The organism is Protofrankia symbiont of Coriaria ruscifolia, from assembly GCF_900634745.1.
In the GTDB taxonomy this organism is placed as follows: Bacteria; Actinomycetota; Actinomycetes; order Frankiales; family Frankiaceae; genus Protofrankia; species Protofrankia californiensis.
Window position 1 is genome coordinate 49,470 of record NZ_CAAAFR010000032.1, and the last position, 13,751, is coordinate 63,220.

At 68.1% G+C, this 13,751-nt stretch carries 9 protein-coding genes; 6 read left to right on the top strand and 3 right to left on the bottom strand.

Annotated elements, in window-relative coordinates; translation table 11 throughout:
* Entirely contained in the window at nt 1-2,940 is a 2,940-nt protein-coding gene (locus CV1CTNOD_RS03735; protein ID WP_207386163.1) for an oligosaccharide flippase family protein, read from the bottom strand.
* A 54-nt stretch (nt 2,941-2,994) separates the two neighbouring features.
* Nucleotides 2,995-4,065 (bottom strand): glycosyltransferase family 2 protein, encoded by a 1,071-nt coding sequence (locus tag CV1CTNOD_RS03740; RefSeq protein ID WP_131784760.1) that lies wholly within the window; start codon nt 4,063-4,065, stop codon nt 2,995-2,997.
* 472 nt (nt 4,066-4,537) lie between these two features.
* On the opposite strand from CV1CTNOD_RS03740, the gene CV1CTNOD_RS03745 reads away from it, so the two are divergent.
* The 6 genes from CV1CTNOD_RS03745 (at nt 4,538) to CV1CTNOD_RS03770 (ending at nt 12,403) form a co-directional block, all read left to right on the top strand.
* Nucleotides 4,538-6,067, top strand: coding sequence for a glycosyltransferase family 1 protein (locus tag CV1CTNOD_RS03745; RefSeq protein WP_131784761.1), 1,530 nt, complete (start codon nt 4,538-4,540; stop codon nt 6,065-6,067).
* A gap of 119 nt (nt 6,068-6,186) precedes the next feature.
* Nucleotides 6,187-7,302, top strand: coding sequence for a DegT/DnrJ/EryC1/StrS family aminotransferase (locus tag CV1CTNOD_RS03750; RefSeq protein WP_131784762.1), 1,116 nt, complete (start codon nt 6,187-6,189; stop codon nt 7,300-7,302).
* On the top strand, nt 7,299-7,931 hold the full coding sequence (locus CV1CTNOD_RS03755; RefSeq protein WP_131784763.1) for an acyltransferase: 633 nt from the start codon (nt 7,299-7,301) through the stop codon (nt 7,929-7,931). Before CV1CTNOD_RS03750 ends, CV1CTNOD_RS03755 begins: the two co-directional genes overlap by 4 nt.
* Before the next feature lie 382 nt (nt 7,932-8,313).
* Nucleotides 8,314-9,138 carry a hypothetical protein gene (locus tag CV1CTNOD_RS03760; protein ID WP_131784764.1) on the top strand — a complete coding sequence of 275 codons (825 nt, stop codon included), beginning with the start codon at nt 8,314-8,316 and terminating at the stop codon, nt 9,136-9,138.
* A complete protein-coding gene (locus CV1CTNOD_RS03765) occupies nt 9,135-11,213 on the top strand; it encodes an O-antigen ligase family protein (RefSeq protein ID WP_131784765.1) in 2,079 nt (692 codons plus the stop codon). The genes CV1CTNOD_RS03760 and CV1CTNOD_RS03765 overlap by 4 nt, the downstream gene beginning before the upstream one ends.
* A 143-nt stretch (nt 11,214-11,356) precedes the next feature.
* On the top strand, nt 11,357-12,403 hold the full coding sequence (locus CV1CTNOD_RS03770; protein WP_242606340.1) for an amidohydrolase family protein: 1,047 nt from the start codon (nt 11,357-11,359) through the stop codon (nt 12,401-12,403).
* Nucleotides 12,404-12,441: 38 nt separating this feature from the next.
* On the opposite strand, the gene CV1CTNOD_RS03775 is transcribed toward CV1CTNOD_RS03770, so the two are convergent.
* Nucleotides 12,442-13,674: a glycosyltransferase family 4 protein gene (locus CV1CTNOD_RS03775; RefSeq protein WP_165485300.1), complete on the bottom strand. Its 1,233-nt coding sequence runs from the start codon at nt 13,672-13,674 to the stop codon at nt 12,442-12,444.
* Nucleotides 13,675-13,751 lie beyond the last annotated feature (77 nt).

Here is a 13,751-nt window from a genome sequence, read left to right on the forward strand (position 1 = left end):
TCAGCGACCCTCCAGTGCGGGGTTGCTGACGGGGATGGTCACCGCGGTGGTGGGGCTCGCCTGAGGCGGGACAAGCCTGGCGGGCCCCGGCTCCCTGGACTTTCCGCGGTTGCGCACATCCGCCCAGGAACGGGCGTGGATGAAGGGTTCCTCGAACAGCTTGAAGAACCCGAAGCACACGGCGAGAACGGCCGGGATCGTCACGGCCAGCAGTGTGACCAGTCCCGTCATTCCCGTGGCCACATGCTGGATCAGTTCGAGCCAGAGCACTTCCAGCACGAGCGGGTGGATCAGATAGATGGAGAAGGCGAACAGCCCGACGGCGGTGAACGGCCGGGAGGCCAGCAGGTCACGGACCCGGGATGCCGGCGCGGTCGCAATGCCGCGAAATGCCACGGCTGTGATGCCGCCGACGATGATGCCGACCCAGAAGTAGTCGGCGACAACCCGTTCGGAACCCAGCACCGCGAACACCACCACGCAACCCGCGATCAGCAGACCGGTGAGCGCGAGCAGCGGGACGCGGCGGCCTCGGATCGTCGGCGCCCGCCCCGAGTCGGCGGCGAGCATGCCCAACGCGAAACAGGCGAGCATCTGCGGGCTGAGATGCTCATACCGCGCGAATTCCGGAACATGCAGTGCCACGATCTCCAGGCCGCACACCGCGATGACGGTGGCGGTGACCGTGACCACCGAGCCTGCCCGCCGTCGGAGCAGGAGCAGGATCGGGAAGAGAACATAGATCCATGATTCGACCGCAATAGACCAAAATGTCCCATTGGGCCGTTCGGTGCCTACGATGTCCTGCAGCATGAATACGTGGACGATGAATGCCCGGATCCCGGTCCGGACGCTGCTGACATTGTGGCTGACCCACAGCGCGACCGGCATCGAGATCACGAGCGCGACCCAATAGGGAGGGAGGATCCGCCAGGCCCGCCGGCGGGCGAAGGTACGCCAGCCGCCCCTGAGCCGGTGCGCGTTGCGCGCGGGGGAGAGGCTGAGGGAGTAGCCCGAGACAACGATGAAGACCACGACCGCGAGCTGGCCGTGGAGCATCCACCCGACGAACCACGGACCGCTGTTCCTCGGGTAGGAGGGGAAGACCGCCAGCCAGCAATGGTGGAGAACCACGTACATCGCGGCCAGCCCCCGGACGCCGTCCAGCCACGCGGTGGGACCATGCGACCCTCCGCGGGGAGCGCGGTGGCGGCCGGAAGTGGTGCGCGCGGGCGCGGTGGCGACCGGACGGTGTTCGGAGACATCCACACCGGTGGCGGCGGGGGCGGGATCCGGCGGGGCCGCGTCGCCACCGTCTCGTCCATCCCGCCGGGACCGCAGCCGCCCGATGACGCGGACGATCTGTGACCACTGACATCCGGCGAAGACCACGAACCCGGCTGCCGACGCGGCCGGGAGCGCGAGCCAGACGGGAGCGACAGCCGAGGCGACGAGCCAGGACACCGTGCCGGCCGCGCCGGCGGCCAGCACCTGTGGACCGATCGCCCGTGCCAGCAGCCAGGGGGTGATCCGGAAGGGGCGCAGTGCCAGCACGTATATCGGTAGCGTGACCCCGACGATGACCACCGCGTGGGCCGTGCCCGCGCCCACGATCCCGTCGCGCCTGACTCCGATGATCATAGTCGGGATGAGGGCCGCGATCCACACCACCTGGATGATGAAGATCGCTCGGGTTCTACCGAGCGCGACCAGGAAGTCCGACAACAGCTCGACCATCGTGCGGGCGGCGCCGAAGATCGCAAGACCCGCGAGCGCGCCGGCGGCCGCCTGCCACTTCGATCCGTAGACCACGGCGACGATCGGTCCGGCCACACCGCCCATGATCAGGCATACCGGTATCGTGATCGTCGCGACCATGGACGCCGCGGCGGCGAACCGGGTCGGGAGCTGCTCGCGGTCCTCGCTGACCCGGGCGAACGCCGGCATGGACACGGCCCGCACCACGGCGCTGAAGACGTTGATCGGCCAGCCGGACATGTTGAAGGCGAGCATGTACAGGCCGAGCTGGACGGCGCCGAGAAGCCTTCCGATCACGATGTAGTCGACGTTGAGCAGGGTGAATGCGACGACGTTGGCACCTGTGAGCGGAAGCCCGAACGCGAGCAGCCGGCGGGCCTCCGTCCGGCTGAACCCCGGCCGGACATGCTCGGGGGTGAAGCGCCGCAATAGCACGATCGAGACGACCTGGCCGGCGACCCGGGACCAGGCCAGCGCCATCGCACCCCAGCCGGTCACGGCGAGAAGGACGACGACGACCGCGGACACGACGGTGTTCGCGGAGTCGGCCATGAACTGCTTGTCCTGAGCGAAGTCCCGCTTGAGCAGGGCCGAGGGCACCGCACCGAAACCGGCGACTAGAACAGTGATGGACAGTACCCGTACGGCTTCCGCGGCCTGGGCTGATCCGAGCGCCCGGGCGAACACGTCCGCCGTACCCACCATGACCGCGCTCAGCACGGCCGCGGTGCCGATGGAGATGGTCGCCACGGTCGGTGCGATCCGGCGGCACTCCTCACGGCTGCCACGGACGAGTGCCGCGCTGACTCCGAGCTCGCTGACGTTGATGACGATCGAAAGGACGGTCAGGGCGACGGCGAAGACACCGAAGTCCTCCGGGGCCACCATGCGGGCGACAAGGATACCGACCCCGAACTGGCCGAACCGGGACAGCGCCACGTTGAGCATGGTCCACATCGCGCCGCGACGGACCAGTTGGTCAAGATTTTCCGTGCCGCCGGTCGCAGGGTCCGTGCCATCCGTCGCAGGGTCGGTGCCGTCCGCGCCGCCGGTCGCGCTACCGCCACCCGCCGGGGAGCTGGGAAGCGGAATCCTCCTCAACCGCAAAGTGGTCTGCTCGACAGGCGAATCCCCGATCGGCGGATCGTCACCTGTCCAGGTGACTTTGTGACCGGGACGCATGGCGCCAGAGGTCATGGCGCGTGGCTGCCGGCCGTACCGGTGCGTGCCATGTGATCACACGCCGTTCCAGCGCCATCGCCGCCAGCGAATCTTGTCCTCGATCGTGCGGTAGGCGTTGAGCGCCGCCACGGCGGACCTGTGTTCCCCGGTTCGACGTGCCACGGGGATCGTCCGCCACGCGCTCAGCGCCGGTGTGTCCGGATAGAGTTCCCGGGCGAACTGCAGATAGGAGTCGACGAGGTCGGCGTCGGGGTCCTCCCGGCCGTCCGAGTAGATCCGGGAGATCTGGCCGAGTGCTTCGTTCGCCAGCGTGCGCTGAACCGTCGCCAGCATCTCGCCGGATCCCGGTATGCCTTCGGCGTGTTCGGTGAGGACGACCCGGAAGGCGTCCCAGCGGGCCTGTAGATCGGTCAGGTGCCCGGCATACACGGTGCGTTGCATACTGGCCGCGTGTACCCGGTAATAGGCCTGGTCGGCACCGTTGACCCGGCCGACATCCGCCACGGAGGCCGCCCGCATCCACATTTCCAGGTCACCCGAATGTGGAAGATCGGACCGGTATCCGCCGATCTCGCGCTGTACCGACGTCCGCAGCACCACTTCGGGATTGAAGATGCAGTTGATGCCTGCCCGGCAACGTAGCCGGATCCACTCCGGCCCGCTCCAGATGGTCCAGTTCCGGACGCGGGTGCGCGGCGGTTTCGGCTTCGTGCCCTCGTACAGGTGGGTCGGGTGGCCGTAGACCATGCCGACGGAGGGGTTTGCATCAAGCAGGGCGGTGGCCCTGGCCAGCGAACCAGGTAGCAGCAGGTCGTCCGCGGACAGCAGGACCACGTAGTCGCCGGTTGCCTCGGCCAGACCGTCGTTGTAGGTCGCGATGTGACCGCGGTTGGTCGGATGCCGGATGACGCGGACCCTGTTGTCGGCGGTTGCCAGCGCTTCCGCAACGGTGGCGCTGGCGTCGGTCGAGGCATCGTCGACAATGATGACTTCCGGGTCGACATCCTCCTGTGAGAGGACTGTCTCAACGCATTCCACAAGATAGCGCGCATAATTATAACACGGCACCACGACGGAGACCGTCGGACGTCGATTCAATGTTCCGGCCGGAACACATCTGCTCATCTACCGCTACCCCCCGTTGGTGTCGACGCGGCGAGTGTCCGGCTCCAGGCAACAGCTGAACCGGCCGAAGACGGTTAGATCATGGCCCGTGCCCGGGTCTCCTGCCGCCGGGATCCCTGCCGCGTCCGTGGAACCGATCCGGAAGATCCGCAATAGTGACCTGGGGACCTGGGTCTCCGCAGATCGGCTTCCGGACTTCTCGGATCCGGCGGGAACCCCGAGTGCGAGAAAAACATGATCGCGTTGCCTTTGGTCCCCTGGTGACATGACAGTAAGACGGACACGCCTTGAACCCGGACGCACTTTAGCACTCCCGACGACATCTACCGTCATGTCCGGTTGGCGCAGGTTGGAGCCCTGCCGTGCCCGTTGGAGCGATTGAGGGATTCCACGGATTCGCCGGACCCTGTGCGGAGCTGCCCGCGCGGGCACGCCATCATCTACGGGGGTGCGGGCACGGCATGGGGGAGCCATGAACGATTCGGTCAGGAACTGGCATGCCGCGCGTGGCAAGGTCGTACGCCGCGCGGGGCAGATCGCCCGGGTGATACGCGAAGACGGTACGCGCGGGCTCGCCGGGCGCGCGCTGCGTGCGGCGTCCCGGCGCCTGGACGACCCGTCGAGCACGTTGCCGGTTCGCGCGCAGGAGGTACTGCGGGCAGGTCCGTTGACGCCGATGCCGTCCAGGGCGGAGCATTCCGCGTCCTTACGGTCGCCAGGGGCGACAGCGTCGACCCTGGCAGGGGCGTCGGCGCCCGAGCCGCGGGCGTCCGAGCCGTCGGCGGCTGCGATCGCGGGGACCGGCCGCCCGGTGCTCCCCGCCGCTGCGCGCGGGGATGCCTCCCTGGTCGTCAACTGGGTGATGACTCCGCCGCCGCCGGGTTCCGGCGGGCACACCACCCTGCTGCGGCTGGTCGAACATCTGGAGCGCTCCGGTCACACCTGCCGGCTGTACTTCTACGACCGGTACGCCGGCGACATACGCACCCATACCGAGGTTTTCCGTGGCTACTGGCCGCAGATCCGCGCGGAGGTCGCCGACGCGACCAGTCCGATGCAGCCGTGTGACGCCGTCTTCGCGACCTCGTGGCAGTCGGCCTATGTCGTGGCCGATCCGCGGACCCCGGGCCGCCGGTTCTACTGCGTCCAGGACTTCGAACCGCTGTTCTACCCGGCCGGTAGCGAGAGTTTGCTGGCCGAGAACACGTTCCGCTTCGGCTTCCACGGCATCACCGCCGGCCGCTGGCTGGCGGAGAAACTGGCCGTCGAATACGGGATGCCGTGTGACTACTTCGAGTTCGGCGCGGACACGGACATGTACCGGGTGGATGCGGGTGCGCAGCGGCCCGTCCGGGACGGTGTGGTCTTCTACGCCAAGCCGAGCACACCACGGCGTGCCTACTCGCTCGGCCTGCTGGCGCTGGAGGAATTCCACCGGCGCCATCCGGACGTGCCGATCCATCTGTTCGGCGAGAACGTGGGAGCGCTGCCCTTCCCGGCGCAACGGCACGGCGTCATCACTCCGTCCGAGCTGAACGCCCTGTACAACCGGTGCCTGGCGGGGCTGTGCCTGTCGGTCACGAACATCTCGCTCATCCCGTTCGAGTTGCTGGCCGCCGGCTGTATACCCGTTGTCAACGACGCCCGGCACAACCGGTTGGTGCTGGACAACCCGTATGTCCGCTATGCCCAGCCCACTCCCGGTGAGCTTGCCGCCGCCCTGTCCGACGTGGTCAGCGCGACCCCGCCCGGGCAGCGGGAGGAACGTGCGCGGGCCGCGGCGGCCGGTGTGGCGGATCTGCCGTGGGACGCCGCGGGCGCGGCCGTCGAACGGGTGCTGCTGCGAGAGCTGCGCGGTGTCGCAGCGCAGTCCTCGCAGGCGTCCGAACTGGCCGAGCCCGCCGAGCCCGCCGGGCCGGCTGGGCCCGCGCTGGTCAGCGTCTTCGGCGGTGCACCGCGCGAGGACTTCCGCGGCGCTCCTTCCGAAGCCGGCGTCGAGTAGCCCGGAACCGGAACCGGAACCGGACCGCCCGCTCCCGGTGGCAACTACTGTGCTGGCCGGATTGCCGCGTGGCCGGAGGTTTCCGCGCCCACCGACTTCTGACAACTGTGAGGACGACGATGACCCATATTCCTCTGGTGGACCTCCCAGCCCAGCATCGGGAGATCGCCGCCGAGATCGAACCCGCTCTGACTGAGGTCATGCGAACGGGTGCGTTCATCGGGGGCAAGCCGGTCGCCCTTTTCGAACAGGAGTACGCAGACTTCCTCGGTGTCGGCCACTGCGTGGGCGTCGGAAACGGCACCGACGCCCTGGAGATCGCGCTTCGCGCGCTGCGGATCGGCGCCGGCGACGAGGTGGTCCTGCCTGCCAACACCTTCATCGCCACCGCTGAGGCCGTGGTTCGCGCGGGTGCCCGCCCGGTGCTCGTGGACGTCGACCCGGCCACCTATCTGATCGATTCCGGTGCCGCCGTCGCGGCGATCGGGCCACGGACCAGGGCCGTGATCCCCGTGCATCTGTACGGCCAGGTTGCGCCGGTCGAGGAACTGCTGCCGGCGGCCGCCGCGGCCGGGGTGGCGGTGGTCGAGGACGCCGCCCAGTCGCAGGGCGCCACCCGGCACGGCAGGCACGCGGGTACGTTCGGTGCGGTCGCGGGAACGAGCTTCTACCCCGGTAAGAATCTCGGTGCCTACGGCGACGCTGGTGCCGTGCTGACGTCGTCCGCGCAGGTCGCCGCGGCGGCCCGCACGATCGGCAGCCACGGTAGCGACCGCAAGTACGTGCACAGCAGGCTCGGGGTCAACTCCCGCCTGGACACGCTCCAGGCCGTGGTGCTACGGGCGAAGCTCGCACGGCTGGCCGCCTGGAACACCGCCCGTGTCGACGCCGCGGCCCGTTACGACGAGTTCCTGGCGGACCTGGCCGATGCCGGGGCGGTCACCCGGCCGGTGATCCTGCCCGGAAACACGCACGTCTGGCACCTGTACGTCATCGAGGTGGACAACCGGGACACCGTGTTGGAAAGGCTGCACGGCGCCGGTATCGGAGCCGGTATCCATTATCCGATTCCCGTGCACCGCCAGGAGGCGTTCGTTGACCTCGGGTACGCCCTCGGGGCCTTCCCGGTGAGTGAGCGGGCCGCGGAGCGCATTCTGTCGCTGCCCCTGTACCCCCAGATCACCGCCGACCAGCAGTCGCGGGTCGCTGACGAGCTGCGGCGGGCCCTGCGGTGACCGCCGCGACGAGCCGTGCGACGGTCGGCACGACAAGCGGCTCCGGGGCCGTCTTCGTCCACCCCCGGGGACTGTGCGAAAGCGACCACGTCGGCGCCGGCACGAGAATCTGGGCGTTCGCGCACGTCATGCCCGGTGCCCGGATCGGCCGGGACTGCAATGTCTGCGACCATGCGTTCGTGGAGTCCGGCGCGGTGGTGGGCGACCGGGTGACCATCAAGAACGCGGTCCTGATCTGGGATCTCGTGACGGTCGAGGACGATGCCTTCCTCGGCCCTAATATGATCTTCACCAACGACATGAACCCGCGGGCCGAGGTGAAGAAAGGCCCCGACCGCCTCGACCGCACCCTGGTACGCCGGGGAGCCACGATCGGAGCGAACGCCACGATCGTATGCGGCACCACGCTGGGTGAATACTGCTTCGTGGCGGCCGGTGCCGTGGTCATCCGTGATGTCGCGGCGCATGCGCTGGTGGTGGGTAATCCCGCGCGGCAGGTCGGCTGGGTGTGTGCGTGCGGTGAGCGGCTCGACGACGAACTGTCCTGTACGTGCGGGCGGACCTATGAACATCGGCCGGCCGATATCGAAACCGCGGCCCTCGCGGGACTATGTCCAACGCAAGAATGACGATGATCTCGCGGAACCAGGCAAGGTGGCGCGTTAAAGTACACATGTGTACCTCCCCGGTGAAACCGGCTGCCTCCGGATCTCGCGGATCTCGCGGATCTCGCGGGTGTCGGTGATGATCTTTTCGTGGCTCCGGTCGGGCCGCTACCGGGCGTCGAGCGCCGTGGTGGCATCGAGGTGGGGTACTTCGCGTGTGTCACGATTTGTCGGTTCGACGCCGGCCGTTCCGGTGTCCTATGGCGGCTGACCCGCCGACAGACGTTCGCCGCCGGGGGGTTGGGACGTGTATCTGCGAGATTCTTTCTATGTACTCACGCGTCGCTGGTATGTGGTGCTGCCACTTTTTGTATTTTTCACCGTAACCGCCGGTTTTGTGGCGCGTGTGACGCCGTACAGTTACACCAGCAAGGCGACGGTCGTGCTGCTCTCACCGTCGGTGAAGCTGGCGAACGAGCCGACCGCGTCCAACCCGTTCCTGGCGTTCAGCGGTAATCTCTCGGCTACCGCCACGGTGCTCATGCGCATTCTCACGGACGAGGACGCCGTGCAGAAACTGGTCGATTCCGGGGCAACGGCCACCTACACGGTCGGGCCGGATCCGACGGCCCCGGGGGCGCCGCTGCTGGTGATGGAGGCCAAGGACACCGATCCGGCGGTGGCGGCCCGCACCATGGACGGGTTGATCGAACTGTTGAAGAGTGAGTTGAAGGACCAACAGACCAAGGCCCGTGCCCCGGCGGATGTGCTGATCACGGCCACGGTGGTGTCGGATTTGAAGCCGGAACGCAGCAGCTCCGCCAAGAAGAAGGCGATTGCGGGGGGCGCGGCGGTGACGTTGGTGGTGCCGATGCTCACCGCGTTCGCGGTCGAGGGGGCGGCATTCCGGCGAGCTCGTCGGCGGTCCGGGGATCCCGATGCCGGTGCGCAGACTCCGGTCGGTGCGGAATCCTCGGTGGAGGTCCGCGAGTCACGTTACAACGAGCAGCCGACGGTCAGGACCACGGTCGGCCGCGCGTTCCGCTCGGACCCGTCGGACCCGTCGGAGCCGGTGGCCGGCGCGGAGTTCCAGCCGGTGCGGACGTCCACCACATCGGGCACCACCGGTCGTCGGCAGGCAACCGGTTCGGCAGGTCACGAGGCCGACTGGGACGGGTTTGTGGAGCTGGAAACCAGCGAGTTCAGCCGTCGGATGCTTCCGAAGCGATGACGTCCTCGATCGAGAGGACGCTCGGCAGTGCGGGGATCTTCATCACGCCGCGGCGGGTGTCGCTGTCGGCTCCGGAAGCGGCGGACCTGCGGCTGCAGCTGTTACGCCGCGGGGATGCGGTGGTCGCGGTCACCGCCCTGCTGATACTGATGATCATTATCCCGGCGCGGATGCGGTTCGCGCCGCTGGGAGCCGCCGGCAACCCGGCGTTGTTGCTCGGGATGCTGCTGTTCGTCTGGTACATCGCGATCCGGCTGGTGCCCTGGCAGCGGCCACCGCTATCAGGGCAGGGGATGCGGATCCTGCTGACCCTGTTCGGTCTGTCCGTGCTCATCAGTTATGTGGCGGCCATGACGCGGCCCATCTCCGGCGCGGAGATCCGTGCGGCCGACCGCGGGGTGCTCACGGTCATCGCGGCGCTCGGCCTGGCGTTCACCATTCTCGACGGCGTTCCCAGCCGGGAACGTCTGGACGTCCTGCTCCGCCGGGTGTGTACCGCCGGTACGGTGCTGGCGATTTTCGGGCTGCTCCAGTTCTATTTTCACTTCGACATCAACGCCTACATCCGGATACCCGGTCTCAGCGGTGGCAGCCAGAGTTTCATCTCCGGGCGTGACGGTCTGGTCCGGGTGGCCGGAACGGCGAGCCACCCGATCGAGTTCGGGGTCGTCCTCGCGGCGATCCTGCCGCTCGCGTTGCATTTCGCGTTGTACGCACCCCGGGACGGGCGGCGGGGGGCGTGGTTCAAGGTCGCCGTGATCGGTCTCACCCTGCCGATGTCGGTGTCGCGGTCAGCCATTCTCACCATCGGTATCGCCCTGCTGGTGCTGGTGCCGTCCTGGCCGGCGCGCCTGCGACGGCGGGCCGTGCTGCTGTCCCCGGTGGCCCTGCTCGCGATGCAGGTGGCCAGCCCCGGAACCCTGCGGACGATCTTTGATCTGTTTCTCAACATCGGTAACGACGACAGCGCAGCCGGCCGGACGGCCGACTATGCCACCGCGAGCGTCTACATCGACCATTCCTTCTGGCTCGGGCGCGGTTACGGCACCTTCCTGCCGGAGAAGTACCGGGTGCTGGACAACGCATACCTCGGGCACCTGATCGAGACCGGTATCATCGGGCTCGGCGTCCTGCTGCTGTTGTTCATCGGAACCTTCGTCCTGGCCCGTCGCCTGCGGCGTGACAGCCAGGATCCCGAACTGCGCAATCTCGCTCAGACGCTGGCAGGTTCCGTCATCGCGGTCGGGGCGTCCTTTGTCACGTTTGACGCGCTCGGCTACGCGATGGTGTTCCTGACCGCCTTCCTGCTGATCGGAAGCGTCGGTGCGCTGATGCGGCTGGAGGCTCTGCGGCGTATCGACGACAGGTCCGCGGCGCACCCGGCTGTCAGTCGGCCGTGGTCAGTTGTCAGCCTGCCGCATCCGGGGATCTGGAACCTGCCCTCCCTGGCTGTGCGTCGGTGGTATGTGGTGGTGGCCGTCGGCCTGCTCGTGGTTTTCGGGGCGCTGCATGTCCGGTCGGTCAGGGGCACGTACGAGGCGACCGCCGCGCTCGCGGTGTTTCCCCAGGCCGGGAGCGCGCCCAACCCCTACCAGGCCTTCAACCTGAGCAATCAGACGATCGTGAGGGTGGTCGCCGAACGGGTCAACGGCCGGGGCTTCGTCGTCGATCTCAATCACGCGGCCCGGGGAGCCGAGTACGTGGTCGCGGCCGAGACCATCGGTACTCCGGAGAATCCCGGGGCTCCGGATGCCCCGACCGTCATCGTCACCGTCTGGAGCAGCGACCCTGATGTGGCGATTGCCAAGATGCGGGAGCTTGTCACGCAGGTCGGTGAGACCCTCCAGGACGTCCAGGAGACGGCCGCGCCGAGCTCGAACGCCCGTCTTACGGCGGTCCCTGCTCTGATGCCTGGCCGGGCCGCCCTGGTAACCGGCAACAGCAAACGCGCCCTCGGCATGGTGTTCCTGCTCGGTGTGCTCGGCTTCATGTTCATTCTGCCGATGACAGAGCGTGTGCTCGTTCGTGCCGGGCAATGGCGGGCGGCACGCCCGGCCACGCATTCGAAAGGCTGATTATGAATCCACAGCGGGCCATCAAGAGAGCCGGTGTCGCTCTCCTCCGGGCGCGTATCGCGGACCCGCCGTTGTCGCGTTGGGATCCCCGACCGACTCTGCGGGTACCCGGCTCCGAGATTCACCGAGCCGCGTTCCCCGCCGTGGACGCACACAACCACCTGGGCCGCTGGTTGCGCTCGGACGGCTCCTGGATGGTCGACGACGTCGGCGCGCTGCTGGCGATGATGGATGAGCTCAATCTCGCGACCATCGTCAACCTGGACGGTCGGTGGGGCGCGGAGCTGGAGGCCAATCTTGATCGCTACGATCGGCCTCATCCCGGCAGATTCGTCACCTACTGCCACCTTGACTGGACGCTGCTGCGTTCGCGGCGACCGACCGAGGAACTGGTTGCACAGTTACACGCCGCTGCGAGGGCCGGTGCGTGCGGGCTGAAGGTGTGGAAGGACCTCGGGATGCGGGTCCGTGACGGCCGGGGCCGCCTGGTGCTGCCGGACGATCCCAGGCTCTCCGACGTGTTCGAGGCAGCCGCACAGCTCGGACTACCGGTTCTCATCCACGTCGGTGACCCCGTGGCGTTCTTCCACCGTCCCGATCGCCACAACGAACGCCTCGACGAGCTGCGCCGTCACCCGACCGCCTCCCGGGCCACCGGATTGAACGCCCTGCCTGGCCTGCGCGGGCCGGGCCTGCCCCGGCTCCTTGAGGCGCTCGAGTCGGTGGTGGCGGCCCACCCTCGCACGATCTTCGTAGGGGCGCACGTCGGATGCCTGGCCGAGGACCTCGGCGAGGTCGCCCGGATGCTGGATTCCTACCCGAACCTGTGCGTCGACATCTCGGCCCGCGCCGCCGAACTGGGACGCCAGCCGCGGGTGGCCCGCCGGTTCATCGAGCGTTTCGCCGACCGGGTGCTGTTCGGGACGGACACCTTTCCTCCCAGCGCGGGTGGCTACCGTGCCTTCTTCCGGCTCCTGGAGACCGACGACGACTACTTCACATATTCGCCGTCGGTTCCACCGCCCCAAGGGCGCTGGGCCGTCTACGGTCTCGATCTCTCCCCCGAGGTGCTGCGTCGGGTGTACGCCGGCAACGCCGCACGCCTGCTGCCCGGAGTTCGGCCGGTGGCTCTGTCACCGTCACCACCGGCCGAACCCGCCGTCAGGCCTGATCCTCAGCTCGCACCCTGACTCTCGGGGACTCCGGCCCTCAGTCAGAACCCTGACCCTCAGTTGGCAACGGTGGCGCCGAGCGGAGGTCGCGGACGGGCCACCGTGCGGTAGACCTCGGCGAGGCGCATGCCTGCTGCGTCCCAGGTGTGCTGGCCGCGTGCGTCCAGGCAACTCTGCCGCAGCCTTGTGAGCATCGCGGGCTCCTCGGCGAGCAGCTTGATGTGTTCGACCAGCTCCGCGGTGTTCGTCGCCCGGTGGACCAGCCCGTCGACCAGGTGCCGGGTCGGAGCTCCGCAGGCGTCGGAAATCACCGGGACGCAGCCACAAGCGGCAGCTTCCAGCGTGACGAGTGCGCTTCCTTCGGTGACGCTGGGCAGCACAAGTGCGTCCGCGCTCCGGAAGAGTGCGCCGAGGTCGTCGACGAACCCGAGTTCCCGGACGCCGGGCAGACGCAGCAGCTCACCCAGGCTCGCGCGGTACTCGGGCATGATCACACCGCAGATGAGCAGTTCGCCCGGGATGCCCGCGTCCCGCCACGCGCGCAGCGCGTAGTGCAGCCCCTTGTTCGGCTCGCCCCGTCCCGCGAAGACCATGGTGAACGGACGACCCGGCGAGCGCGGGAGATCCGTGGGAAAGAAACGGGTCGGGTCGTAGCCGTAGGCGTGCCGCACCAGACGGTCGGCGGCGACCCCGTGCTCGACGAAGGTCTGTACGACGTAGTCGGATGGGCACAGCAGCGTGCTTGCCGCGTCGTACTCGGCGTCCTCACGCTGGAGGTGGCCGGTGGTTCCGCGATGGGCGTGCCCGCGGGGGAGCTGGATTCCGCATGCGGCGGCCTCCTGTTCGGCCCGCCCACAGGCGGACCGGCTGTGTGGGCTGCAGACTTCCCGGAGGCCGGGAACACCGATGCGGTGTGCTGTCCGCAACGTGTGGATGCAGCCGCGGGGCCAGGCGTGCACGACGTCATAGGCGTACGGGCGGGTGGCGAGTTCGCGGGCGGTACGCCTGTCGTGGTAGCCGTAGGCACGGCGGACACCGATGGCCCGGTGGGGAATCCGCCTGCCCCTGGTGACCATCGTCTCGACGACACCGGCCGCGCCGTCGAGATCCGCGGCCAGGCTCGTGCAGTACACGGTCACCGCGAAACCGGCATCGATCATGCTTCTGACCTGGTGAAATGCTGCCGTGGAGATCCCCGGTCGGCCGAGGGTGTGCGGGAAGGAGTAGAGGACGCGTAGCGGCCGTTTCCCGGTTGCTGTTTTTTTGCTCGTTGTGTTTTCGATGGTCATCGACAGACAACTCCCCCCTGTGAAGCGCGCCATTGCGGTGGGTGAACCGGCGTCCGGTGCCGTCGGTGAACGTGCGA

Excerpts from the sequence above, each read along its gene's own strand:
- CV1CTNOD_RS03735 (WP_207386163.1), bottom strand. The coding sequence starts at position 2,940 with ATGCGTCCCGGTCACAAAGTCACCTGGACAGGTGACGATCCGCCGATC.
- CV1CTNOD_RS03740 (WP_131784760.1), bottom strand. The coding sequence starts at position 4,065 with ATGAGCAGATGTGTTCCGGCCGGAACATTGAATCGACGTCCGACGGTC.
- CV1CTNOD_RS03745 (WP_131784761.1), top strand. The coding sequence starts at position 4,538 with ATGAACGATTCGGTCAGGAACTGGCATGCCGCGCGTGGCAAGGTCGTA.
- CV1CTNOD_RS03750 (WP_131784762.1), top strand. The coding sequence starts at position 6,187 with ATGACCCATATTCCTCTGGTGGACCTCCCAGCCCAGCATCGGGAGATC.
- CV1CTNOD_RS03765 (WP_131784765.1), top strand. The coding sequence starts at position 9,135 with ATGACGTCCTCGATCGAGAGGACGCTCGGCAGTGCGGGGATCTTCATC.
- CV1CTNOD_RS03775 (WP_165485300.1), bottom strand. The coding sequence starts at position 13,674 with ATGACCATCGAAAACACAACGAGCAAAAAAACAGCAACCGGGAAACGG.